Below are 22,262 nucleotides of genomic sequence, written 5' to 3' on the forward strand. Positions count from 1 at the left end.
GTTATAGCAATTTCGGAATGAAATTACCGATGCGCCCGTTCGTTTTGCCGGACGGCGTGAAGTCAAACATATGCCGCCGTCCTGACCGTCCTGCGGTCGGTGACGCGGTGTTGGAGGTCTTATGGAGCGCAGCTCTCTAGCCGTTATTCTCGCAGCGGGCGACAGCACGCGCATGAAATCGTCGAAATCCAAGGTGCTGCATCCGGTCGCCGGGCGTCCGATGATCGCCCATGTGGTTGGGGCGGTGGCTGGATCTGGCGTCAGCACGGTGGCGCTGGTGGTCGGGCGCGATGCCGAGAATGTCGCTGCGGCCGCAAGCCTGCCGGGCCTTGAGGTGGAAGCTTTCGTGCAGACGGAACGCAAGGGCACCGGCCATGCGGTGCTTGCCGCACGCGCAGCTATCGAACGTGGTTTTGACGATCTCATCGTTGCCTATGGCGATGTCCCGCTCATCACGTCTGCAACGCTCGACCGGGCGCGTGAGGCGATTGCCGCCGGCGCCGATGTCGCCGTCATCGGCTTCCATACCGACCGCCCGACCGGTTACGGCCGGCTTCTGGTCAAGGATGGCGAACTTGTCGCGATCCGTGAGGAGAAGGACGCGACCGATGCGGAGCGTAAGGTGACCTGGTGCAATAGCGGATTGATGGCCATCAACGGCCGCAACGCCCTTGATCTGCTGGACCGTATCGGCAATAGCAATGTAAAGGGTGAATATTATCTGACCGATGTGGTCGAGATCGCCCGCTCGCTCGGCCGCCGCGCCGTCGCCATCGATGCGCCGGAAAACGAACTGGTCGGCTGCAACAACCGTGCCGAACTGGCCTTTATCGAGAAGCTCTGGCAGGAGCGCCGCCGTCATGAGCTGATGGTCGATGGCGTCTCGATGGTCGCGCCCGAGACAGTATTCCTTTCCTTCGATACGAAGATCGGTCAGGATGTCCTGATCGAACCCAACGTCGTTTTCGGTCCCGGCGTGACGATCGAGCCGGGTGCGATCATTCATGCGTTTTCGCATCTGGAAGGGGCCTATCTGGCCGAGGGTGCGGTTGTCGGTCCATTTGCGCGGTTGCGTCCGGGTGCAAACTTGCACGCCAATGCCAAGGTCGGTAATTTCTGCGAGGTCAAGAAGGCTGAGATCGGTGAGGGCGCCAAGGTCAACCATCTGACCTATATCGGCGATGCTTTCGTGGGTGCAGGCAGCAATATCGGCGCGGGTGCCATCACCTGTAATTATGACGGTTACAACAAGTCCGAAACACGGATCGGGGCCAACAGCTTCATCGGTTCTAATTCGTCGCTGGTCGCTCCCGTCACCATTGGAGAGCGGGCCTATATCGCCTCCGGCAGCGTGATTACCGATGACGTGCCTGCCGATGCGCTGGTTTTCGGGCGCGCGCGCCAGGAGGTGAAACCGGGCAGGGCGGTCGCCCTGCGCGAGCGGGCGAAAGCGCTGAAGGAAGCGAAGAAAAAATCCTCTTGAAAGACGTTACCGGGCGATACCGAAAGTGACCGGCGGCGTAATTGCCGATTTCAGGGAAACGGTTAAAGCATTTCCAGTAAAAGTGCGCAGCGGTTTTACGTCCGGAAATGCGTCAGAACAAAAAGGTGGAGTATTTTTGCATTTCAGGGAAATGCGAAAATACTCTGAACGTTGCGGTGAAGAGATCGCCGTCTGGAGAAATATATGTGCGGAATTGTCGGAATTGTCGGAACCCAGCCAGTTGCTGAACGGCTTGTCGATGCGCTGAAGCGTCTCGAATATCGCGGTTACGATTCGGCTGGTGTCGCCACCATCGACAATGGCGCGATGGATCGCCGCCGGGCGGAAGGCAAGCTGTTCAATCTCGAGAAGCTGGTTTCGGAAAAGCCGCTGCCGGGTGTGGTCGGCATCGCCCATACACGCTGGGCGACGCATGGTGTTCCGAACGAAACCAATGCCCATCCGCATTTCGTCGATGGCGTTGCCGTTGTCCACAATGGCATCATCGAAAACTTCGCCGAACTGCGCGAGGAGCTGACCGTCGAGGGTGCGAGCTTCACCACCCAGACCGATACCGAAGTGGTGGCGCAGCTTCTGGCGAAATATACCCGCGAGGGTCTCGGCCATCGCGAGGCGATGCTAAAGATGCTGAACCGCGTGACGGGTGCCTATGCGCTGGTGGTGATGTTCAAGGACGATCCCGGCACGCTTCTCTCGGCGCGTTCCGGCCCGCCGCTTGCCGTTGGTTACGGTCGGGGCGAGATGTTCCTGGGGTCTGATGCCATCGCGCTGTCGCCGTTTACCAATGAGATCACCTATCTGGTGGATGGCGATTGCGCCATCGTGACCCGGCAGGGTGCTGAGATCATCGATTTCTCCGGCAAACCGGTGAAGCGCGAGCGGCAGATATCGCAGGCGACGGCCTATGTGGTCGACAAGGGCAACCACCGCCATTTCATGGAAAAGGAAATCTACGAGCAGCCGGAAGTCATTTCCCATGCGCTCAGCCATTACGTGGACTTCGCCTCCAAGACCGTGAAGCAGGCCGACACGGCCATTGATTTCGCCAAGCTTTCAGGCCTTGCCATTTCCGCCTGCGGGACGGCCTATCTTTCCGGCCTGATCGGTAAATACTGGTTTGAGCGTTATGCGCGCCTGCCGGTGGAAATCGATGTCGCCTCCGAGTTCCGTTACCGCGAAATGCCGCTTCAGCCATCGCAGGCGGCGCTGTTCATCTCGCAATCGGGCGAGACCGCCGATACGCTGGCGTCGCTGCGCTATTGCAAGGAAAACGATCTCAAGATCGGCGCCATCGTCAATGTGCGGGAATCGACCATCGCGCGGGAATCCGACGCCATTTTCCCGATCCTTGCAGGCCCGGAGATCGGCGTCGCCTCCACCAAGGCTTTCACCTGTCAGCTTGCGGTCCTCGCGTCTTTGGCAATCGCCGCTGGGAAGGCGCGCGGTACGCTGAAGCCGGGCGAGGAAAAGGAGCTGGTGCAGCAGTTGATCGAGATGCCGCGCATCATGAGCAAGGTGCTGAACCTCATCCAGCCGCAGATCGAGGCGCTGTCGCGCGATCTGTCGCGCTTCAAGGACGTGCTTTATCTCGGCCGCGGCACCAGCTTCCCGCTGGCGCTGGAGGGTGCTTTGAAGCTCAAGGAAATCTCCTATATCCACGCTGAAGGTTATGCTGCCGGCGAGCTGAAGCATGGGCCGATCGCGCTGATCGACGAGAACATGCCTGTTATCGTCATCGCCCCGCATGACCGTTTCTTTGAAAAGACCGTTTCGAACATGCAGGAGGTCGCCGCGCGCGGCGGCCGTATCATCTTCATCACCGATGAGAAGGGGGCTGCTGCCTCCACGCTCGACACCATGGCGACGATCACGCTCCCCAATGTCGACGAGCTGATTGCGCCGATGGTCTTCTCGCTGCCGATCCAGCTGCTTGCCTATCACACCGCTGTCTTCATGGGCACGGATGTGGACCAGCCGCGCAATCTGGCGAAGTCGGTCACGGTGGAATGATCGTCCGGCCGGAGCGGCGGGCGGATGAAGAGGCGATTGCTCGCGTTACGGAAGATGCCTTCCGTAACGTCGATTACAGCGACAAGACGGAGCATCTCATCGTCGGGCGGTTGCGCAGGGCAGGTGCGCTCACCGTTTCACTGGTTGCCGAGGACAGCGAAGGCATCATCGGTCATGTCGGCTTTTCGCCGGTGACGCTTACCAGCGGCGAGACCGGGTGGTTCTGCCTTGCGCCGCTTTCCGTAACGCCGGAACGGCAGGGGCAGGGTGTCGGCTCCAGGCTGGTGCGGGACGGGCTTGCCGCCCTGGAGCGTCTGAATGCTTCCGGCGTGGTCGTCGCGGGCGATCCGGACTACTATGGCCGCTTCGGTTTTCGCCATGTCGATGGGGTGAACGCGGAAGGGATTCCTGACGAATATTTCACAGTTCTTCGCTTGCATGGTGGAACTCCATCCGGCATTGTCGGTTTTCATCCGGGTTTCGATGGCGACAACGCTTAATTCCGAACGGTAAATGACCGATATTCCAGTAAAAATTTCATTCGCAGCCCGCCTGCGCAACAGTTTCCTCACGGGCGTTCTGATCCTTGCGCCTGTCACCATCACCATGTGGCTGGTGTGGAGCTTCCTGCAATGGGCGGATAGCTGGGTGAAGCCCTATATTCCGGCCCGTTACGATCCGGAGCAATATTTCGATGTGGCGATCCCCGGTTTCGGCCTGCTGATCGCCGTCATCGGCATCACACTCATCGGCTTTCTGGGCAACAACCTGATCGGCAAATGGATCGTCGGCGTCGGCGAATCCATCCTCAACCGCATGCCGCTGGTGCGGCCGATCTATAAAAGCATCAAGCAGCTGTTCGAATCCGTTCTGAAAGAGCATTCGAACTCCTTCAAGAAGGTGGGCCTAATCGAGTTTCCGTCATCCGGCACCTGGGCGATGGTCTTCGTCGCGTCCGAGGCCAAGGGCGAGCTTGCCCATCGTTTCAACGAAATGGGCCAGCAGATGGTCGCCGTGTTCCTGCCGCCCACGCCGGTGCCGACGGCGGGCTTCCTGCTGTTCGTGCCGAAAGACAAGATCGTGATGCTGGACATGACGCCGGAAGATGCGGCGAAACTGCTGATATCAGGTGGTCTGGTAGCTCCGGATTTCACGCCGCCGAAAATGATTGCGCCGGTTTGAGGATTTGTGACGCACTGGGTTCGTTGCTCTGTTCTCCCTTGAGTTTTCATGCCCACGGTTGACGAACCAATATGGTTCACCGATAATCATAGTGAACCACGAAAGGTCGCAACCATGACTGCATTCACGGTGCGCTTGCCGGACGAAGTTGCCAACAAGCTTGAACAGCTGGCGGAAAAGCTTGATCGCTCGCGGTCCTACATGGCGGCACGGGCGATTGAGGACTTTGTTGCTCGCGAAGAGTGGCAGCTCGCGGAAATCGAGGCCGGTTTGGCGGAAGCGGATCGCGGCGAGTTTGGAACGCAAGACGATCTGGCAAACATTGTCGGGAAATATGTAAAGTCCGCTCGGCCGTCATGAGCGACCGGAGAATTCGCTGGACTGTGCGGGCGCTGCGACGGCTCGATGAAATCGGTAGGCATATCGAAACGGACAATCCTGCAGCTGCCGCCCGCGTGATTTCCCGTATTGTGTCAGCGGCCGACATGTTGGTGGATCAACCAGCTATGGGACGGGTCGGGCGCATTAAGGGAACGCGGGAAGCCGTGCTGTCCGACATTTCCTACATCGTTGCCTATCGTGTTGGCCGGGATATCGAAATCCTGACGGTTATTCACACCTCGCAGCGATGGCCGTCGGCACTTTAACCAAACTATTTCTCAGGCGCCCCGATCAATCCTCGTCATCCAGATCGTCCATCTCTGTCCCCGTCGTGGTCGCGTGGAAAACGGGAACGAAAAGCCGCATATAGACCAGCCGCACGCTCCAACCTTCTTCCAGCGCCTGGCTCCACGCCTTCTTGCGGCCGGGCTTCTTGAACGCCTTGCCGATTGCCTTTTTCGCGCTTTTCGCAAATGTCTCCGGTTGCAGAATATTCTGCGGCGAGCAGAGCGCGTAGCCTTTCCTGAAGGCGGGCGGTGGGCGGCGCGGGTCGATCATGTTCATGGGCGTTCACTTTCAGCCAGCGTGCAGGAAACGAATCGCTTCGTCGCGGCGGTGCAGGTAGAGCAGGGTGCGTAGGGCATCGCCGCGTGGACCTGTCAGTTCGGGATCACGCTCGATGACATAGGCTGCGTCCTTGCGGGCGATTTCGAGAAGATCGGCATGGGCCTCGAGGCTGGCGATGCGGAAGCCCGGCGTGCCGGACTGGCGGGTGCCGAGCAGCTCGCCTTCACCGCGAAGCTTCAAATCCTCCTCGGCGATCAGGAAGCCATCCTCGCTGTCGCGCAGGATGGAGAGTCGTGCGCGGCCGTTTTCGCTGAGCGGGCCCTTGTAGAGCAGGATACAGGTGGAAGCCTCGTCGCCGCGTCCGACACGGCCGCGCAGCTGGTGAAGCTGAGCAAGACCGAAACGTTCGGCATGTTCGATGACCATGATCGTCGCATCCGGCACATCGACACCGACTTCCACCACGGTCGTCGCCACCAGCAGCCGGGTTTCGCCGCTCTTGAAAGCGAGCATCGCAGCATCCTTCTCCGGGCCGCTCATGCGTCCGTGAATGAGGCCGATATTGGCGCCAAGCATCTGCGAGAGAACCGCATGCCGCTCTTCTGCGGACATCAGGTCGGATTCTTCCGTCTCCTCCACCAGCGGGCAAATCCAGTAGGCCTTCTTGCCGTCTTTTAGCGCTGCGCGCAGCCGTTCGACGATGTCGCCGATGCGTTCGGTGGGGATCGTCACGGTCTGGATGGGTTTGCGGCCGGCCGGTTTTTCGGTGAGCTTGGAAACGTCCATATCGCCGAAGGCGGCCAGAACCAGTGTGCGGGGAATGGGCGTGGCGGTCATCACCAGCATATGCGGCGTGATGCCCTTGGCGGTGAGGCGCAGGCGCTGGTGCACGCCGAAACGGTGCTGTTCATCCACAACGGCCAGCACGAGGTTCCTGTAACTCACGCTGTCCTGAAACAGCGCGTGGGTGCCGATGACGATCTGCGCTTCGCCCGAGGCCACCCGCTCCTCGATCTCGCGGCGCTCCTTGCCCTTGGTGCGGCCGGTCAGCACTTCGACGGTGATGCCCGCTGCCTGCGCGAGTTTGGAGATGGTGGCGTAATGCTGGCGGGCGAGGATTTCGGTGGGCGCCATCAGCACCGCCTGTCCGCCGGCCTCGACCGCAGTCGCCATGGCCATCAGCGCCACCAGCGTCTTGCCCGCACCGACATCGCCCTGCAGCAGCCGCAACATGCGGTCTTCGCCGGCCATGTCGGTCAGGATATCTTTGACCGCAGCGCTTTGGCTCGCCGTCAGCGAGAAGGGCAGCTGAGACAGGATTTTTGCGGCGACATCACCCTTGGCGCGGATCGGCTGGCCCGCCACCTTGCGCAGTCGCTGGCGCACCAACGCCAGTGACAGCTGCCCGGCGAGGAATTCGTCGTAGGCGAGCCGCCTGCGCGCCGGGGCCTGCGGTTCGATATCGGCGCTGTCGCGCGGATCGTGCAGTTCACGGAAGCTCGAAGCGACATCGCCGAAACCCTGCCTGGTCTTGAGCGTCTCGTCGATCCATTCCGGGAAGGCCGGCAGCTTTGACAGCCCGCCCTCGATGGCGCGGCGCAGCACCTTGGGCGATAGACCGGCGGTCATGGGATAGACCGCTTCCACCAGAGGCAGGTTTTCCGCCTCGGAAAGCTTCACCATGAAATCCGGATGCACCATGGAGGCGCGGCCGTTAAACCAGTCCACCTTGCCGCTGACGAGAACCTCTTCATCGACGGGCAGGGCCTTGGACAGCCAGTCGCCCTTGGCGCGGAAAAAGGTCAACGCCAGTTCGCCGGTCTCGTCATGCAGGAAGACGCGATAAGGCGCGGAGCGGTTTCCCGGCGGTGGCGGCTGGTGGCGGTCGACGCGTCCCTGAATGGTGACAATGGCGCCGGGGCTGGCCAGCGCAATGCCGGGGCGGTTGCGGCGGTCAATGACGTTGGATGGCGCGTGGAACAGGAGATCGATCACGCGGGTGTCGTCGGCGCTTTCCCGGCTCAAGAGCTTGGCCAGAAGATCGGCAAGCTTCGGCCCCACACCGGCAAGGGTGGCGACGGAGGCAAACAGCGGATCGAGAATGGCCGGGCGCATGGGTCAGCAAAATCGGGGAAGGGGGCGGCTTATGCAAGACTTCGCTGGTCACAAAGGCGGGTTATCACCGGCAGATTTTCACTACTTCGGCATTATTTCGATAAAAACCGGTTCCCAAGCGTTCGCCTCCTGTTCTATAGGAGGTCGCAGTCAACAATTTGTTGATTAATCAACCGAAAGGTGAATGCGATGACTGGACTGGTGCGCACGAGTGCCGACCTCGATCCGAGACGCCGGCGGATTCTTTACCGCTGCTGGCACCGGGGCATTCGCGAGATGGATCTGGTGCTCGGGCAATTCGCGGAAGACAATATTGCCGGGCTTTCCGATGAGCAGCTCGATGAGCTGGAAGTCATCATGGCGGAAGAGGATAACGACCTCGTCAAGATGGTGACCGGCGCGCTTGCCATACCGGAAAAATTCCAGACCCCGCTGTTTGAGAAGATCGCCTCCTACCGTCCCGATTTCGATCTCGTCACCACTGACACCCTGAAAGCCTGAGAATATGATAGCCGGATTCGATGCAAAGCTGGTGTCGTCGGCCGATACGCCGCTGACCATCGGAAACGTACCATCAGGCATGGAAGCCCTTTTGCTTGCTGACATGGCACGGGCGGGCACGTCGGTGGCCTATGTGATGTCGGACGGCCAGCGGGTCGCCGATCTCGAACAGATCCTCGGTTTCGTCGCACCGGATATTCCTGTTATGACGCTGCCGGCCTGGGACTGCCTGCCCTATGACCGCGTGTCACCGAGCGCCGACACCTCTGCGCGCCGGCTGGCAGCGCTCTCCGGTCTGATCTCTCACGCCAAGAAGCCGCATCCGGCCATCGTGCTGGTCACCGTCAACGCCATGCTGCAGAAGATGGCGCCGCGCGACATTATCGAAAGCCTGGGCTTTTCGGCGCGCCCCGGCAACCAGATTCGCATGGAGGAGATTGCCGCGCGGCTGGAGCGCAACGGTTTCGACCGGGTGGCAACGGTGCGTGAGGTGGGCGAGTTCGCCGTGCGCGGCGGCATTCTCGATGTCTTCGTGCCGGGCACGGAAGAACCGGTGCGGCTCGATTTCTTCGGCGATACGCTGGAAAGCATCCGCACCTTCGATCCGGCCAGCCAGCGTACCATCGGCCAGGCGCGCTCGCTCGATCTGAACCCGATGAGCGAAGTGACGCTGACGCCGGATACGATCAGCCGGTTCCGCAAGAATTACCTGTCGCTGTTCGGCGCGGCGACGCGTGACGATGCTCTTTATCAGGCTGTCTCCGAAGGCCGCCGTTATGCCGGCATGGAGCATTGGCTGCCACTGTTTTATGAGCAGCTGGAGACCGCTTTCGATTATCTGAGGGGCTTCCGTATCGTCACCGATCATACGGCGCGGGAGGCGGCGAAAGAACGCTCCAAGCTGGTGCTCGATTATTACGATGCGCGCCGCAGCTCCGGCGAAACCAAGGGCTCGACGCAGGGTGCGCCCTACAAGCCGGTTTCGCCCGGCCAGCTTTATCTCGATGGCAAGAGTTTCGATGCGGAACTCTCAGCCGTCAACGCGGTGCGCCTGACGCCCTTCAACGAGCAGGACAGCGAAGGCCGTCCGGTTGCCACGCTCGATGCCCATGTCGGGCCGCGCTGGGCGCGGCCGCCAACCGAAGGCGAGAGCGAAGAACGGGTCAATGTCTTCGATCTGGCCGTGAAGCATATTGCCGAGCGCCGCGCCAAGGGATGGAAGGTGCTTATAACAGGCTGGTCGGAAGGTTCACTCGACCGGCTGCTGCAGGTGCTGAACGAGCATGGGCTTGAGAAAATCAAGGCGGTCACCTCGCTGAAAGAGGTGGAGAAGCTCGGAAAAGGCGAGGCGGCCTCGGCGGTGCTGAGCCTCGAAGCGGGTTTCGAGACTGGAAACCTTGCCGTCATCGGGGAGCAGGATATTCTCGGCGACCGTATGGTGCGTCGCTCGAAGCGTCGCAAGCGCGGTGCCGATTTCATCTCGGAAGTGGCCGGGCTGGACGAGGGCTCGCTGGTCGTCCATGCCGAACATGGTATAGGCCGTTTCGTCGGCCTGCGGACCATCGAGGCGGCGGGTGCGCCGCGTGCGTGTCTGGAACTGCATTATGCCGATGACGCCAAGCTGTTCCTGCCGGTTGAAAACATCGATCTTTTGTCCCGTTACGGTTCCGATGCGGCGGAAGCGCAGCTCGACAAGCTTGGCGGTGGCGCATGGCAGATGCGCAAGGCCAAGCTCAAGAAGCGCCTGCTCGACATGGCCGATGAGCTTATCCGCATTGCGGCCGCGCGTCTGGTGCGCCATGCGCCGGTACTGACAGCGCCGGATGGGCTTTATGACGAATTCGCCGCCCGTTTCCCCTATGACGAGACGGAAGACCAGCTGAACGCCATCGAAGCCATCCGCGAGGATCTCGGTGCCGGCCGGCCGATGGACCGGCTCATCTGCGGCGATGTCGGTTTCGGCAAGACAGAAGTGGCCCTGCGCGCCGCTTTCCTTGCCGCCATGAATGGCGTGCAGGTGGCGGTGGTGGTGCCGACGACGCTGCTGTCGCGTCAGCATTTCCGCACTTTCTCGGAACGTTTCCGCGGATTGCCCATCCGGGTGCAGCAGGCTTCGCGCCTTGTCGGCTCCAAGGAACTGACGCTGACGAAAAAGGAAGTGGCTGATGGCAAGACCGATATCGTCGTCGGCACCCATGCGCTGCTGGGTGCGGGCATCAGTTTTGCCAATCTCGGCCTGCTCATCATCGATGAAGAGCAGCATTTCGGCGTGAAGCACAAGGAGCGCCTGAAAGAGCTGAAGAGCGACGTGCATGTGCTGACGCTGTCTGCGACGCCCATTCCGCGCACCTTGCAGCTTGCCATGACGGGCGTGCGGGAATTGTCGCTTATCACCACGCCGCCGGTGGACCGCATGGCGGTGCGCACCTTCATTTCGCCCTTCGATCCGCTGGTGATCCGCGAGACCTTGATGCGTGAGCATTATCGTGGCGGCCAGAGTTTTTACGTCTGCCCGCGTCTTGCCGATCTCGCCGATATCCATGCCTTCCTGCAATCGGATGTGCCGGAACTGAAGGTGGCGGTGGCGCACGGCCAGATGCCGGCGGGTGAACTCGAAGACATCATGAATGCCTTCTACGACGGCAAATATGACGTGCTGCTGTCGACCACCATCGTCGAATCCGGCCTCGACGTGCCGACTGCCAATACGCTGATCGTGCATCGCGCCGATATGTTCGGCCTCGCCCAGCTGTACCAGCTGCGCGGTCGCGTCGGCCGGTCCAAGGTGCGCGCCTTCGCGCTCTTCACCCTGCCGGTCAACAAGGTGCTGACGACGATGGCCGAGCGGCGGCTGAAGGTGCTGCAATCGCTCGATACGCTGGGCGCCGGCTTCCAGCTGGCGAGCCACGACCTCGATATTCGCGGTGCGGGCAATCTGCTCGGCGAGGAACAATCCGGCCATATCAAGGAAGTCGGTTTCGAGCTTTACCAGCAGATGCTGGAAGAGGCGGTTGCCGAAGTGAAGGGCGATGAGCAGGTGCAGGATAGCGGCTGGTCGCCGCAAATCTCGGTCGGCACCTCGGTCATGATTCCGGAAGATTATGTTCCCGATCTGCATCTGCGCATGGGGCTTTACCGCCGCCTTGGCGAGCTTGCCGATATCAGCGAGATCGACGGTTTCGGCGCGGAAATGATCGACCGTTTCGGCCCGCTGCCGAAAGAGGTGCAGCATCTGCTCAAGATCGTCTACATCAAGTCTCTCTGCCGCATTGCCAATGTCGAGAAGCTGGATGCCGGGCCGAAGGGCGTTGTCGTGCAGTTCCGCAACAAGGAATTCCCGAATCCGGGCGCGCTGGTCGGTTACATCGGCAAACAGGGATCGATGGCGAAAATCCGCCCCGATCACAGCCTGTTTCTGAACCGCGATCTGCCGACGCCGGAAAAGCGGCTGACGGGTGCGGCAATGATCATGACGCAGCTTGCGGAACTGGCTCGGTCGTAGATTTGAGCTTCAGGGGGTGCCCGTTCGACAACTGACCGAAGGTGGGTGGGGTTTACCCCCCTCTGCCCTGCCGGGCATCTCCCCCTCAAGGGGGGAGATCGGCAGGAGGCCCTTTCCTCGCTTCATCCTCAAACGTTGAGAGGGGCGAAACCTAGCCGCAGATCGATCTCCCCCCTTGAGGGGGAGATGCCCGGCAGGGCAGAGGGGGGGGTAAAGCTCCACCCACCTTCGGCCCGCTAACAAATGGCCAATCCTCGGAAAACCCAGCCCGCAAGGCTCAGCGAGAATTACCGCGATGTAACGAAACGGACATGCGCCGGTAGTCTTGCGGGCGTAATCTTTGCCTCATACCCGGTGCGGCGGATCGTGAAGCCGCCGGGTGATGAAGGAGCAGGACGATGTGGACCAATATCAACAGGTTTGCCACCGCTGGTCTGGTTGCTTTGACAATTGCGGGCACCACAATTGCCACCACCAGTCAGGCGGAAGCGCGCAATAATTTCGGCCGTGGCCTTGCCGCCGGCATCGCAGGCACGATCATCGGCGGAGCGCTTATCGCCGGGGCAAGACATCCCGGTTACGCTTATGGCCCCGCTTATTATGCGCCTGCCTATGGTCCGCCAACCTATGCTGCGCCTGTCTATGGCCCGCCGGTTGTTTACCAGCCGGTTTATCCGCGCTGCCACGTTGCCTGGAGGCAGAATGCCTGGGGCGACATGTATCGGGTCAGGGTTTGCGATTGATCGACTGGCAGACCGGAGGTGTGCAGAGCGTCGTCGGTTTTTGCACGTTTTTAGCTAGCGGCTGTCTTCCGGGGTGATGCCAACAGCCACGTTCTGGTCGGTAGCCGCAATCGAGGCGGGAAGCGGTACTTTTCTCTGTTTTTCACGGATCAGCGTCAACAGGCCGGAGCCGACGATGAGGGCGATGCCGATCAGCATCCATCCGTCGATACGGTCGCCGAATATCAGATAACCGAACAGGATGGCCCAGAGCATCTGGCTATATTGCGTCGGGCCGATCATCGCGGCCGGCGCATATTGGGCGGCATACATGACCAATACGTTGCCGAGCGCGCCGAGCAGGCCGTATCCCGCCAGCAGCAGCCATTGCTCGCCGGCTGGCATGATGAAGGTCGGGACCATCGCGATGCCGCTTATGGTGAGACAGCCGAGCACACCAGCACCATAAAGCGAGACATTCTTTTCCGACGGGCCCATGGCGCGGAAAATGACAATGCTGAGCGCGCCGCTGAAGCCGCCGATGATGGCGCCGAGATGGCCGATGCCGAGTTCGCGGAAGCCCGGACGCAGGATGACCAGCACGCCGAGGAAACCGATGATGACGGCCGACCAGCGCTTGATGCCCACTTGTTCCTTCAGAAACACCACCGACATGATGGTGACGAAGGAAGGCAGCAGGAAGATCAACGCGAAGGCTTCGGCCATGGAAAGATGGGTAAAGGCGGTCACGCTGCCGACGGCACCCGTGCCGGCGGCAAAAAAGCGGATGATCCACAAGGGCCGGTTTGTCGTCTTCACCACATCCAGCCAGCTGTCATTGCGCTTGCGGATGAATGGCAGGGCGACGAGGCCGAACACGGCGCCGAAAAAGACCGATTCGATCGGCGAAATCTGGCCTTCTATGAGTTTAACGCTCGCATCGCTCCAGGCGTAGGCAGCGAAGGCGGCAAAGGCGAGCAGAATGCCTTTCAGGGTCTGGTCGGACACGGAAACACCGGCGGAAAATCGAGTTGCAGAAAACCGCCGGTGGTTTGGCAGTCAGTTCATCGATCTATGCTCGTCCGCCTTGATTTTTGCAATATCCCGCAATGCAGCAATCAGGATGTCAGGCGTTTGTGCACCGCTTATGGCGTATTTCTGGTCGATGATGAAGAAGGGTACGCCGGCGACGCCCATCTGCTGCGCAGCGTCGATTTCGGCAACGATCGTATCCTTGTCCGCGTCGGAGGCGAGCAGCCGCTCGACCACTTTCGCGTCCATGCCAGCCTTTGCGGCAATGTCTGTCAGCACAGCATGATCGCCGATATTGCGGCCTTCCTCGAAATTGGCCTTGAAAAGGCCGGTCACGACCTTCTCCTGGAGATCGCGGCCTTCGGAATGAGCCCAAAGCGACAGGCGGTGTGCGTCGAGCGTGTTCGGCCCGATCTCGATCGCGTCGAAATCGTAATTGATGCCGACTTCCTTGCCGAGTTGCACCAGGGTGGCATGGGCCTGTTCCAGGCGCTCCTTGCCGAGCTTTTCCTCGAGAGCGGCTTTCTGGTCGACGCCTTCCGGTGGGTAGTCCGGATTGAGGCGGTAGGGACGCCAGTTCACGTCGACGCTGATTTCATCCTGCACTTCGGCAATGGCGAGATCCAGCCGCGCCTTGCCGAGGTAACACCACGGGCAGACCATGTCCGATACGACGTCAACAACGATTCGTTCCATGGCTGAGGTTCCTTATATGATCGACCTGACGGTGGCAGGTTATTGCGCCCGCGCGTCCCACCAGGTCTGTTTCTGATTGCCCTGTATTGGTGTCATATCCGGGCGGTCGATATATTTCCAGCGTGCGATCCATTGGGCGCCGATGTAATAGAGCGGAATTATATAATGGCCGGCCACAAGCAGGCGGTCGTAGGCGCGCACCGCTGCCTGAAAGTCTTCCGTCGAGCGGGCCTGCAACAGCGCCTCTATCATCCGGTCTATGTCGGGATTGGCAACACCCGCATAGTTGAAGCTCCCCTGCGCATCACGCGAAAGCGAATTCCAGCGGTTCAGTTGCTCCATACCAGGCGAAAGCGACGAGGGCAGGGAGCGGATGATCATGTCATAATCGAAGCTGTTCGAGCGGGACTGGTATTGTCCGTCATCGACGGAGCGGATGCCCATCGCGACGCCGATCAGGTTCAGCGAACGTTGATAGGCAAGCGCGATGCGTTCCTGCGCCGGGTTCTGCGTCATGATCTCAAAGGCGAGCTGGCGCCCATTGGCATCGGACATCTTACCGTTCTTGATGCTGTAACCAGCCTCTTTCAGCTTGTCGACGGCCATCTTCAGCACCTTGCGGTCGGCACCCGTGCCGTCGGTTTCGGGCAGGGCGTAGGTGCCGGCCAGCAGTTCCGGCGACATGGTCTTCGCTGCGTCGCCCAGCAGCGCCAGCTCGCGCTCGTCGGCGGCGTTGCCGTAAGCGCCGAGCGGCGAATTCTGCCAGTAGCTTTGGGTGCGCTTGAAGGAGCCGCCGAGGATGTTTTTGTTCATCCACTCGAAATCGAACGCATAGGTGAGGCCCTCGCGCACCTTCTCGTCGGCGAAGACGGGACGTCGTGTATTGAAGACGAAGCCGAACATGCCGGTCGGCAGGCGCGGCTGGAACACGTCCTTGACGATATCGCCGCGATGGACGGCCGGGAAATTATAAGCCTGGCCCCAATGGGAGGTGTCGGAGGTGCCGTTGATGGCGTCACCCTCTGGGTAGATGTCGATATCGCCCTTCTTGAAGGCCTCGAACATGGTCGTGACCTGAAGGAAATAGGTGATGCTGATTTCGTCGTAATTATCGAAGCCGACTTTGCCGGGAATATCCTTGCCCCAGTAATCGGGGTTTCGCTCCCAGATGATTCGTTCACCCGGGCGCAGCGTTTTGATTCGGTAGGGGCCGGAGCCGATAACATCGCCAAGGCCCGCCTGTTCGAATTTTTCCGGATCGGTCGCATGTTTCGGCAGGATCGGCGTGGAGGAGGCGAGAATGAGCGGGGTTTCGCGGTTGGCCTTGTCGTTGAAGGTGAAGCGCACGCTGCGATCGCCAATTTTTTCCATCTTGGCCACGCCGTCGAGGCGGCTGTTGAAAGGCGGGCGGCCTTTGTCCTTAAGCAGGTTGAAACTGAAAATCACATCGTCAGGTGTGACCGGCTGACCATCCGACCATTTCGCCCTTGGATTGATGTTGAATTGAACGAAGCTGCGCTCATCGTCCCATTCCACCGTTTCTGCAAGCAGGCCATAGAGGCTGAAGGGCTCGTCGCTCGAGCGCAGCATTAGCGGCTCGTAAAGCAGATTGCCGAATTCCGGGTCCCAGACACCACGCGCCGTGGTGCGCATTCCCTTGAGAACAAAGGGATTGAGGCTGTCGAAGGTGCCCACCACGCCGTAGGAAATGCGACCGCCTTTTTTCACGTCCGGATTGACATAGGGCAGGTGCCGGAAATCGGCAGGAAGGGCAGGCGTGCCATGCATGGAGATGCCGTGTAGCGGCTGTGCCTGCGCTGCCCCAGCAGGAAGCACGGATGATCCCAAAAGAAACAATGCGGGGATGAAGGCCGCAAGGTTGCGCATGTCATTATCCTGTCTAACTATCCGTCCGATGATCGTTACGATGGTTTATCGTCATGATTCTGGCAGATATGTAGCACAGGGACATTGCAGGACCCATGCGAGTGCGGGAAATCTTGGGTCCGCTCAAGAAAAAGTTAAAGAAGTGCTGGATATCGCCGCGATCGGCATGTAACAGGGTGGCCGGAAGAGACGGGTCACGCATTTGCCTCATTTAAACGACAGTTGAACGGGCAGAAGGATACCGCCATCGGCGAACAGGATCTTGCGGTTCTGTTCTGGCAGACATTCAGGAGACGGAACTCTTATGATGCACAAGGCAAACACATTCACCCGGACAGCTCTGTCCGCTCTGGTCCTTTCTCTCGGCGCAATGTCTGCTCCGGCAATCTCGCAGGCGCAGGATGCTGCTCCCGCCGCTCAGGGCGCTGGCGCTCCGCCGCTCGGCTGGTTCAAGACCTGCTCCAAGCAGGAAGACAACGACGTCTGCGTCGTGCAGAACGTGGTTCTTGCCCAGAACGGCCAGATGATCACGGCTGTCGGCCTCATTACCGTTGAAGGTAAGGTCAACCGTAAGCTGCTGCAGGTCTCGGTCCCCACCGCGCGTCTCATCCCTCCGGGCGTGATGATGCAGATCGACGGCGGCAAGGGCCAGAAGCTCGATTACGCCGTTTGCCTGCCCGACAAGTGCACGGCCGAAGTTCCGCTGACGGACGCCATGATCGCTTCGCTGAAGAAGGGCAACGAGGTGGTCTTCACCTCCATCAACTTCCGCCGCGCACCGAACCCCATCAAGATCGCGCTCACCGGTTTCACCGGCGCTTTTGACGGTCCGGCCATCTCGCAGTCGCAGCTTGCCGAAAGCCAGCGCAGCTTGCAGGAAGGCATGCAGAAGAAGGCTGAAGAGGCCCGCAAGAAGCTGGAAGCCGCACAGGATGCCGCCAAGGGCGCGCCGAAGCCCTGATTGCAGCGTAAGCTTCAGGAACAGAAAAACCGGTCTGGCGACAGACCGGTTTTTTTATGTCCCGGGGAGGGCGGGAGAAAGTTGGCGCGGCGTCAATGCGCCGTCGACATTTTCGGTCGCCATTCGCCGTTAGGTGCTTTGTCGAAGATGCGGCCGATATTGGGATTTCTCAGCGGCGTCTCGTTTTCGTCATGGACGAGGTTCTGTTCGGAAACGTAAGCGACATATTCAGTCTCCTCGTTTTCAGCCAGAAGATGATAGAAGGGCTGGTCGCGATCCGGCCTGATTTCCGCGGGGATGGCGTTCCACCATTCCTCGGTATTGGCATATTCCGGGTCCACGTCGATCACCACACCGCGGAACGGAAACACCTTGTGGCGAACGATCTCGCCAAGCGTGAATTTTGCGTCTCTTTGTTTCATGGCATGAACTTCCTTTCCCAATACTAGTTGGGTGCGTAATGCGAAATATCAAGACCTAGCGGTTTGAGGCTGTCTGCCGGCCGGCTCAGCGTCTTCTGCCGATCGGCGCGGTGGCCAGAATGACGCCCCCGGTGACCAGCACAATTCCCACGGCGTGATAGGCCTCGAAGGTCTCCCCGAGGAACAGCGTGGCCATGAGGATCGAGACCGGCGGCATCATATAAAGCGTGACCCCCGCCGTGGCGGGACCGAAGACGCGTACGGTATGGGTGAAGCAATAAAAGGCCAAGAGTGAGGCGAACAGGATGATGCCGCCGATCTTGGCCCAGGCCATTGGGGTGGCGGGCAACATGCCGCCCTGCGCCAGTTCCAGCGCCGCCGGCGGCAGAAGCACGAGCGCGCCGGAAAAGGCGATCAGGCCGAAAAGGCTGAAAGAGGCCATCTGTCGCGCGGCGGGATCGCGCAGCAGCAGCGAGTAGATCGCAAAGCAGATGGCTGCGGTCAGGATCGCGAAATCGCCAATGTTGAAATTCAGGCGCCAGAGGGCGGACACATCGCCCTTCAGCACGATGGCCGCCACGCCGGCAAAGGCGATGACCATGCCAGCCACTTCGAGTTTGCGGATCGGGCGGCCCTGAAAGACGCGCTGGAACAGGATGATGAACAGCGACGACGTCGTATAGATCAGTGTGCCGTTGGCGGCCGTCGTCATAGTCAGCCCCCAATAGACCACGCCGCCGCAAATTCCCATGCCCAGAATGCCGAGGACGAGCCAGAGCAGCGTTTTCCGCCGCACGAAAGCAAGGCAGTTGCGCCAGTCCGCGATCATGAAGGGAGCGATGATGAGGGTCGAGCCGATCCAGCGAATGAAGGCGGCGATGAAAGGCGAGACTTCGCCGACGACGCCACGGCCGAAAATGACATTGCTGGAGAAAAAGAACGGCACCGCCAGAAAGATGAGCCAGTCCGTGAGGCGCGTTTGCTGAGAGGCTGGCTTGTTCGACATTCTTCGCAATGATGGCTGGGTTCCAAAAGAAAACGGCGGCTTTCCGGGGAAAACCGCCGAGATGGATCGAGCGCTCCTGTAGAGCGCTCGCAGGGCCGATCAGGCCGAGTAGTACATGTCGAATTCGACGGGATGAGGGGTCATTTCGAAACGCATGACTTCCTGCATCTTCAGTTCGATGAACGAGTCGATCTGGTCGTCGTCGAACACACCGCCGGCGGTCAGGAACTTGCGATCCTTGTCGAGGCTTTCGAGCGCTTCGCGCAGCGAGCCGCAGACGGTCGGGATCTTCTTCAGTTCCTTGGCAGGAAGGTCGTAAAGGTCCTTGTCCATCGGCTTGCCGGGGTGGATCTTGTTCTTGATGCCGTCGAGGCCGGCCATCAGCATGGCCGCAAAACCGAGATAGGGGTTCTGGGTCGGATCCGGGAAGCGGACTTCGACGCGCTTTGCCTTCGGGTTGGAGCCGAAGGGGATACGGCAGGAAGCCGAGCGGTTGCGCGCGGAGTAGGCGAGCAGAACCGGCGCTTCATAACCCGGCACCAGACGCTTGTAGGAGTTGGTGGTCGGGTTGGTGAAGGCGTTGATCGCCTTGGCGTGCTTGATGATACCGCCGATGTAATAGAGGCAGGTCTCGGAGAGGCCGGCATATTCATCGCCTGCGAAGGTCGGCTTGCCGCCCTTCCAGATGGACTGGTGAACGTGCATGCCCGAACCGTTGTCGCCGAAGATCGGCTTCGGCATGAAGGTTGCCGTCTTGCCATAGGCATTGGCGACCTGGTGCACGACATACTTGTAGATCTGCATCTTGTCGGCGCTGGAGACCATGGTGTCGAACTTCACGCCCAGTTCGTGCTGCGCAGAAGCGACTTCATGGTGGTGCTTTTCGACGACGACGCCCATTTCGGCCAGAACCGTCAGCATTTCGGAGCGCATGTCCTGCAGGCTGTCGATCGGCGGAACCGGGAAATAACCGCCCTTGACGCGCGGGCGGTGACCGAGGTTGCCGGTCTCGTAATCGGTGTCGTCGTTGGAGGGCAGTTCCGACGAATCCAGCTTGAAGCCGGTGTTGTAGGGGTCTGCCTTGTACTTGACGTCGTCGAAGACGAAGAATTCCGGCTCGGGGCCGACGAAAACCGTGTCGCCGATACCGGATGCCTTAAGGTAAGCTTCGGCCTTCTTGGCGGTGCCGCGCGGGTCGCGGTTATAGGCTTCGCCCGAGACCGGGTCGAGAATGTCGCAAAGGACGACGAGGGTGGACTGGGCGAAGAACGGATCGATATGGGCGGTGGCCGGATCGGGCATCAGCACCATGTCGGACTCGTTGATGGCCTTCCAGCCGGCGATCGAGGAGCCGTCGAACATGACGCCATCGGCGAACATGTCTTCGTCCACACAGACAACATCCATGGTGACGTGCTGCAGCTTGCCCTTGGGGTCGGTAAAGCGCAGGTCCACGAACTTGATGTCGTTATCCTTGATCTGCTTCAAGATATCGTTTGCGGTCGTCATTTAAACATTTTCCTTGAGTGTGATGATGACGAGGTGAAAACCCAAGCCTCCCCGGCTCGGGACGTTCTTGATTATATGGCGTCAACGCCTGTTTCACCGGTACGGATGCGGATGACTTCCTCGACATTGGAAACAAAAATCTTTCCGTCGCCGATACGTCCTGTCTGGGCCGCATTGCGGATCGCCTCAATGACGGCTTCCGCATTCTCGTCCGCCAATACGACTTCGACTTTCACTTTCGGCAAAAAGTCCACAACGTACTCCGCACCGCGGTAGAGTTCCGTGTGTCCCTTCTGACGACCAAAGCCTTTTGCTTCCGTGACCGTGATTCCCTGAAGTCCGACTTCCTGAAGGGCTTCCTTCACTTCATCGAGCTTGAAAGGCTTAATGATCGCTTCGATCTTTTTCATGAGAAAATATCTCTCCGCTTCTCCCGTTAAAGCAGGTAACTCCCGCTCTGCCACAAGAATGCACGTATTGTGCCAGATCGGAAGCGGGCTTGAAGAAAAAACTTCGATCCCCCGGCCTTCCGGCACAAAATGCATTCGCTTTTTGCGCTTTTCCAGCCAATTTCTCGCCGAAACGCGAAAAATCGACCAGCATTTATGCGCATTTGTATTATTTTAGGAGTCCTTGATATTTGAAGGCGCGCAGGTGTGGCTCGGATTGATTGTCTATATTTTATGCATTTGATTATTATTTCGTCGCACAAAATTGCTTATTTTTGTATCGATTGCCTTTTCGGCGTTTTGAAGGGATGATCGGGCATGAAATTCCTGTCTCCGTTTTCCCTTTTCGATCCTGCTACGATGGCGCTTGTCGATGTGGCGGCCGGGCAGTCCGGCATTCCGCTCTATGATCTGATGGAGCGGGCGGGTCAGGCGGTCGCCTCTTCCGCGTTGCGGCACTATCCACAGGCGCTGCGTTTCGTCGTGCTCTGCGGCGGCGGCAATAATGGCGGCGATGGTTATGTGGCGGCGCGGGCGCTTTTGCACAGCGGAGCGGTCGTCGCGGTTCATCATCTCGGCGATGTCGGCGCGCTCAGGGGCGATGCGCGGACGGCATTCCAGCGAAGCGGCGTGACGCCGCTGCCGCTCGGCGACTATAGGCCGTTCTCGGGCGACGTGGTGATCGACGCGGTATTCGGGGCTGGATTGTCCCGCGATGTTCCGCAGGAACTTATCCGCGTGATCGAGGCGGTCACGCAGGCGAAGGCGCCGGTTCTCGCCGTCGATCTGCCCTCGGGCCTCTGCGGCAGACGGGGCGTGCCTCTCGGTGCATCGTTCAGGGCTGAGCGTACGGTGACCTTCATGGCGCGCAAGCCGGGTCATCTGCTGATGCCGGGGCGGGCGCTTTGTGGAACGCTCGAGGTGTTCGATATTGGCATTCCGTCCCGTATCCTCGATGCCCACGCGGGAGCGGTGGCAGAAAATAGCCCGCCGGTCTGGCGGGATGTCTTGCCTCATGCCGATATGGAAACCCACAAATTCCGTCGCGGGCACCTGACCGTGTTTTCCGGCCCGGCCCATGCGACGGGTGCAAGCCGCATGACCGCGCTTTGTGCACTGAAGGCGGGGGCGGGGATCGTCACCATCGCCGCGCCGAGGCAAGCGCTCGACGTGCTGTCCGTCACGCTAACGGCGGTGATGAACGCGCCGGTGGACGATGCCGACGATCTGCGGTCGTGGCTGGATGATAGGCGTCATGGCACTTTCGTTCTCGGCCCGGGTTTCGGCGATCTCGAAAAGGCGCGGCAATACGTGTCCCTGCTTGGAGACAAGGCGGTGGTGCTGGATGCCGATGCAATTACGGCTTTCAGCGATCATAGGGAGGCCCTGTTTGCGCGCGTCGGGTCGGGCGCGGGCAAATTCGTGCTGACGCCGCATGAGGGAGAGTTTGCGCGACTGTTTCCCGATCTTGTCGCCGACAAGATGTTGAGCAAGATCGAAAGGGCGCAGATCGCCTCGGCGCGCAGTGGCGCGGTGCTGGTCTATAAAGGTGCGGACACGGTGATTGCCGCACCCGACGGCCGGGCGCTGGTCAACACCAATGCGCCGGCGAGCCTTGCTACGGCTGGATCAGGCGATGTGCTGGCCGGCGTCATCGGCGCGCTTTTGGCGCAGGGTACGCCGGCCTTCGAAGCGGCTGCGGCCGGGGTCTGGCTGCATGGCGAGGCCGGCCATAGGGCAGGTGACGGCATGACGGCGGAGGACCTTGGTCATGCGGTTCGGCCGTTTTTGTGAACTGTTTTCCGGTTGAGGCCAG

Annotated in this window: 21 protein-coding genes; 12 read left to right on the forward strand and 9 right to left on the reverse strand. The window is 60.1% G+C overall.

Annotated elements, in window-relative coordinates:
• Positions 1–121 precede the first annotated feature (121 nt).
• The 7 genes from glmU to PL599_RS11265 all read left to right on the forward strand — a co-directional run bounded on the left by glmU (position 122) and on the right by PL599_RS11265 (position 5,343).
• Positions 122–1,483: a bifunctional UDP-N-acetylglucosamine diphosphorylase/glucosamine-1-phosphate N-acetyltransferase GlmU gene (gene glmU / locus PL599_RS11235; protein ID WP_269825156.1), complete on the forward strand. Its 1,362-nt coding sequence runs from the start codon at positions 122–124 to the stop codon at positions 1,481–1,483.
• A gap of 25 nt (positions 1,484–1,508) precedes the next feature.
• On the forward strand, positions 1,509–1,751 hold the full coding sequence (locus tag PL599_RS11240) for a hypothetical protein (protein ID WP_269825155.1): 243 nt from the start codon (positions 1,509–1,511) through the stop codon (positions 1,749–1,751).
• Complete coding sequence (glmS, locus tag PL599_RS11245; RefSeq protein ID WP_142912347.1) at positions 1,688–3,514, forward strand: glutamine--fructose-6-phosphate transaminase (isomerizing); 1,827 nt, start codon at positions 1,688–1,690, stop codon at positions 3,512–3,514. Before PL599_RS11240 ends, glmS begins: the two co-directional genes overlap by 64 nt.
• A complete protein-coding gene (locus tag PL599_RS11250; RefSeq protein WP_137410516.1) occupies positions 3,511–4,014 on the forward strand; it encodes a GNAT family N-acetyltransferase in 504 nt (167 codons plus the stop codon). The genes glmS and PL599_RS11250 overlap by 4 nt, the downstream gene beginning before the upstream one ends.
• A 13-nt stretch (positions 4,015–4,027) precedes the next feature.
• On the forward strand, positions 4,028–4,696 hold the full coding sequence (locus PL599_RS11255) for a DUF502 domain-containing protein (protein ID WP_077982070.1): 669 nt from the start codon (positions 4,028–4,030) through the stop codon (positions 4,694–4,696).
• A gap of 114 nt (positions 4,697–4,810) precedes the next feature.
• A complete protein-coding gene (locus PL599_RS11260) occupies positions 4,811–5,056 on the forward strand; it encodes a CopG family ribbon-helix-helix protein (RefSeq protein ID WP_077982071.1) in 246 nt (81 codons plus the stop codon).
• Positions 5,053–5,343, forward strand: coding sequence for a type II toxin-antitoxin system RelE/ParE family toxin (locus tag PL599_RS11265; RefSeq protein ID WP_077982072.1), 291 nt, complete (start codon positions 5,053–5,055; stop codon positions 5,341–5,343). Before PL599_RS11260 ends, PL599_RS11265 begins: the two co-directional genes overlap by 4 nt.
• 25 nt (positions 5,344–5,368) lie before the next feature.
• Here PL599_RS11265 and PL599_RS11270 read toward each other — a convergent pair whose 3' ends face one another.
• Both PL599_RS11270 and recG read right to left on the reverse strand, forming a co-directional pair.
• Positions 5,369–5,641 (reverse strand): hypothetical protein, encoded by a 273-nt coding sequence (locus PL599_RS11270; protein ID WP_269825154.1) that lies wholly within the window; start codon positions 5,639–5,641, stop codon positions 5,369–5,371.
• Between the two features lie 12 nt (positions 5,642–5,653).
• Entirely contained in the window at positions 5,654–7,759 is a 2,106-nt protein-coding gene (recG, locus tag PL599_RS11275; protein ID WP_269825153.1) for an ATP-dependent DNA helicase RecG, read from the reverse strand.
• 189 nt (positions 7,760–7,948) lie between these two features.
• Here recG and PL599_RS11280 point away from each other — a divergent pair, with 189 nt between their 5' ends.
• The 3 genes from PL599_RS11280 (at position 7,949) to PL599_RS11290 (ending at position 12,505) form a co-directional block, all read left to right on the forward strand.
• On the forward strand, positions 7,949–8,260 hold the full coding sequence (locus PL599_RS11280; protein WP_077982075.1) for an FAD assembly factor SdhE: 312 nt from the start codon (positions 7,949–7,951) through the stop codon (positions 8,258–8,260).
• A gap of 4 nt (positions 8,261–8,264) precedes the next feature.
• Positions 8,265–11,762 (forward strand): transcription-repair coupling factor, encoded by a 3,498-nt coding sequence (gene mfd, locus PL599_RS11285; RefSeq protein ID WP_269825152.1) that lies wholly within the window; start codon positions 8,265–8,267, stop codon positions 11,760–11,762.
• A gap of 398 nt (positions 11,763–12,160) precedes the next feature.
• Positions 12,161–12,505, forward strand: a complete 345-nt coding sequence (locus PL599_RS11290; protein ID WP_092768576.1) for a hypothetical protein — start codon at positions 12,161–12,163, stop codon at positions 12,503–12,505.
• A 54-nt stretch (positions 12,506–12,559) separates the two neighbouring features.
• Here PL599_RS11290 and PL599_RS11295 read toward each other — a convergent pair whose 3' ends face one another.
• The 3 genes from PL599_RS11295 to PL599_RS11305 are packed head-to-tail and all read right to left on the reverse strand — an operon-like array spanning position 12,560 to position 16,099.
• Positions 12,560–13,492 carry a DMT family transporter gene (locus PL599_RS11295; protein ID WP_077982078.1) on the reverse strand — a complete coding sequence of 311 codons (933 nt, stop codon included), beginning with the start codon at positions 13,490–13,492 and terminating at the stop codon, positions 12,560–12,562.
• Between the two features lie 51 nt (positions 13,493–13,543).
• Entirely contained in the window at positions 13,544–14,212 is a 669-nt protein-coding gene (locus tag PL599_RS11300) for a DsbA family oxidoreductase (RefSeq protein ID WP_077982079.1), read from the reverse strand.
• A gap of 39 nt (positions 14,213–14,251) precedes the next feature.
• Positions 14,252–16,099 carry an extracellular solute-binding protein gene (locus tag PL599_RS11305; RefSeq protein WP_269825151.1) on the reverse strand — a complete coding sequence of 616 codons (1,848 nt, stop codon included), beginning with the start codon at positions 16,097–16,099 and terminating at the stop codon, positions 14,252–14,254.
• A 304-nt stretch (positions 16,100–16,403) separates the two neighbouring features.
• On the opposite strand from PL599_RS11305, the gene PL599_RS11310 reads away from it, so the two are divergent.
• Positions 16,404–17,060, forward strand: coding sequence for an invasion associated locus B family protein (locus PL599_RS11310; protein ID WP_077982081.1), 657 nt, complete (start codon positions 16,404–16,406; stop codon positions 17,058–17,060).
• 92 nt (positions 17,061–17,152) lie between these two features.
• Here the strand turns inward: PL599_RS11310 and hspQ are convergent, their stop codons facing one another.
• The 4 genes from hspQ to PL599_RS11330 all read right to left on the reverse strand — a co-directional run bounded on the left by hspQ (position 17,153) and on the right by PL599_RS11330 (position 20,407).
• Complete coding sequence (gene hspQ / locus PL599_RS11315; RefSeq protein ID WP_003508038.1) at positions 17,153–17,482, reverse strand: heat shock protein HspQ; 330 nt, start codon at positions 17,480–17,482, stop codon at positions 17,153–17,155.
• Positions 17,483–17,567: 85 nt separating this feature from the next.
• Positions 17,568–18,488 carry a DMT family transporter gene (locus PL599_RS11320; RefSeq protein ID WP_077982082.1) on the reverse strand — a complete coding sequence of 307 codons (921 nt, stop codon included), beginning with the start codon at positions 18,486–18,488 and terminating at the stop codon, positions 17,568–17,570.
• Between the two features lie 99 nt (positions 18,489–18,587).
• Positions 18,588–19,997 (reverse strand): type I glutamate--ammonia ligase, encoded by a 1,410-nt coding sequence (gene glnA / locus PL599_RS11325; RefSeq protein ID WP_077982083.1) that lies wholly within the window; start codon positions 19,995–19,997, stop codon positions 18,588–18,590.
• 71 nt (positions 19,998–20,068) lie between these two features.
• A complete protein-coding gene (locus PL599_RS11330; protein ID WP_003515720.1) occupies positions 20,069–20,407 on the reverse strand; it encodes a P-II family nitrogen regulator in 339 nt (112 codons plus the stop codon).
• A gap of 357 nt (positions 20,408–20,764) precedes the next feature.
• Here PL599_RS11330 and PL599_RS11335 point away from each other — a divergent pair, with 357 nt between their 5' ends.
• Positions 20,765–22,240 (forward strand): NAD(P)H-hydrate dehydratase, encoded by a 1,476-nt coding sequence (locus PL599_RS11335; RefSeq protein WP_269825150.1) that lies wholly within the window; start codon positions 20,765–20,767, stop codon positions 22,238–22,240.
• Positions 22,241–22,262: the final 22 nt, after the last annotated feature.

The organism is Agrobacterium sp. ST15.16.055 (assembly GCF_027956555.1).
Classification (GTDB): domain Bacteria; phylum Pseudomonadota; class Alphaproteobacteria; order Rhizobiales; family Rhizobiaceae; genus Agrobacterium; species Agrobacterium salinitolerans.

Bases quoted from the DNA above. Each gene is read 5' to 3' on its own strand.
- glmU (WP_269825156.1), top strand. From the start codon at position 122: ATGGAGCGCAGCTCTCTAGCCGTTATTCTCGCAGCGGGCGACAGCACG.
- glmS (WP_142912347.1), top strand. From the start codon at position 1,688: ATGTGCGGAATTGTCGGAATTGTCGGAACCCAGCCAGTTGCTGAACGG.
- PL599_RS11250 (WP_137410516.1), top strand. From the start codon at position 3,511: ATGATCGTCCGGCCGGAGCGGCGGGCGGATGAAGAGGCGATTGCTCGC.
- PL599_RS11255 (WP_077982070.1), top strand. From the start codon at position 4,028: ATGACCGATATTCCAGTAAAAATTTCATTCGCAGCCCGCCTGCGCAAC.
- PL599_RS11260 (WP_077982071.1), top strand. From the start codon at position 4,811: ATGACTGCATTCACGGTGCGCTTGCCGGACGAAGTTGCCAACAAGCTT.
- PL599_RS11265 (WP_077982072.1), top strand. From the start codon at position 5,053: ATGAGCGACCGGAGAATTCGCTGGACTGTGCGGGCGCTGCGACGGCTC.
- PL599_RS11270 (WP_269825154.1), bottom strand. From the start codon at position 5,641: ATGAACATGATCGACCCGCGCCGCCCACCGCCCGCCTTCAGGAAAGGC.
- recG (WP_269825153.1), bottom strand. From the start codon at position 7,759: ATGCGCCCGGCCATTCTCGATCCGCTGTTTGCCTCCGTCGCCACCCTT.
- PL599_RS11280 (WP_077982075.1), top strand. From the start codon at position 7,949: ATGACTGGACTGGTGCGCACGAGTGCCGACCTCGATCCGAGACGCCGG.
- mfd (WP_269825152.1), top strand. From the start codon at position 8,265: ATGATAGCCGGATTCGATGCAAAGCTGGTGTCGTCGGCCGATACGCCG.
- PL599_RS11290 (WP_092768576.1), top strand. From the start codon at position 12,161: ATGTGGACCAATATCAACAGGTTTGCCACCGCTGGTCTGGTTGCTTTG.
- PL599_RS11300 (WP_077982079.1), bottom strand. From the start codon at position 14,212: ATGGAACGAATCGTTGTTGACGTCGTATCGGACATGGTCTGCCCGTGG.
- PL599_RS11305 (WP_269825151.1), bottom strand. From the start codon at position 16,099: ATGCGCAACCTTGCGGCCTTCATCCCCGCATTGTTTCTTTTGGGATCA.
- PL599_RS11310 (WP_077982081.1), top strand. From the start codon at position 16,404: ATGATGCACAAGGCAAACACATTCACCCGGACAGCTCTGTCCGCTCTG.
- hspQ (WP_003508038.1), bottom strand. From the start codon at position 17,482: ATGAAACAAAGAGACGCAAAATTCACGCTTGGCGAGATCGTTCGCCAC.
- PL599_RS11320 (WP_077982082.1), bottom strand. From the start codon at position 18,488: ATGTCGAACAAGCCAGCCTCTCAGCAAACGCGCCTCACGGACTGGCTC.
- glnA (WP_077982083.1), bottom strand. From the start codon at position 19,997: ATGACGACCGCAAACGATATCTTGAAGCAGATCAAGGATAACGACATC.
- PL599_RS11330 (WP_003515720.1), bottom strand. From the start codon at position 20,407: ATGAAAAAGATCGAAGCGATCATTAAGCCTTTCAAGCTCGATGAAGTG.
- PL599_RS11335 (WP_269825150.1), top strand. From the start codon at position 20,765: ATGAAATTCCTGTCTCCGTTTTCCCTTTTCGATCCTGCTACGATGGCG.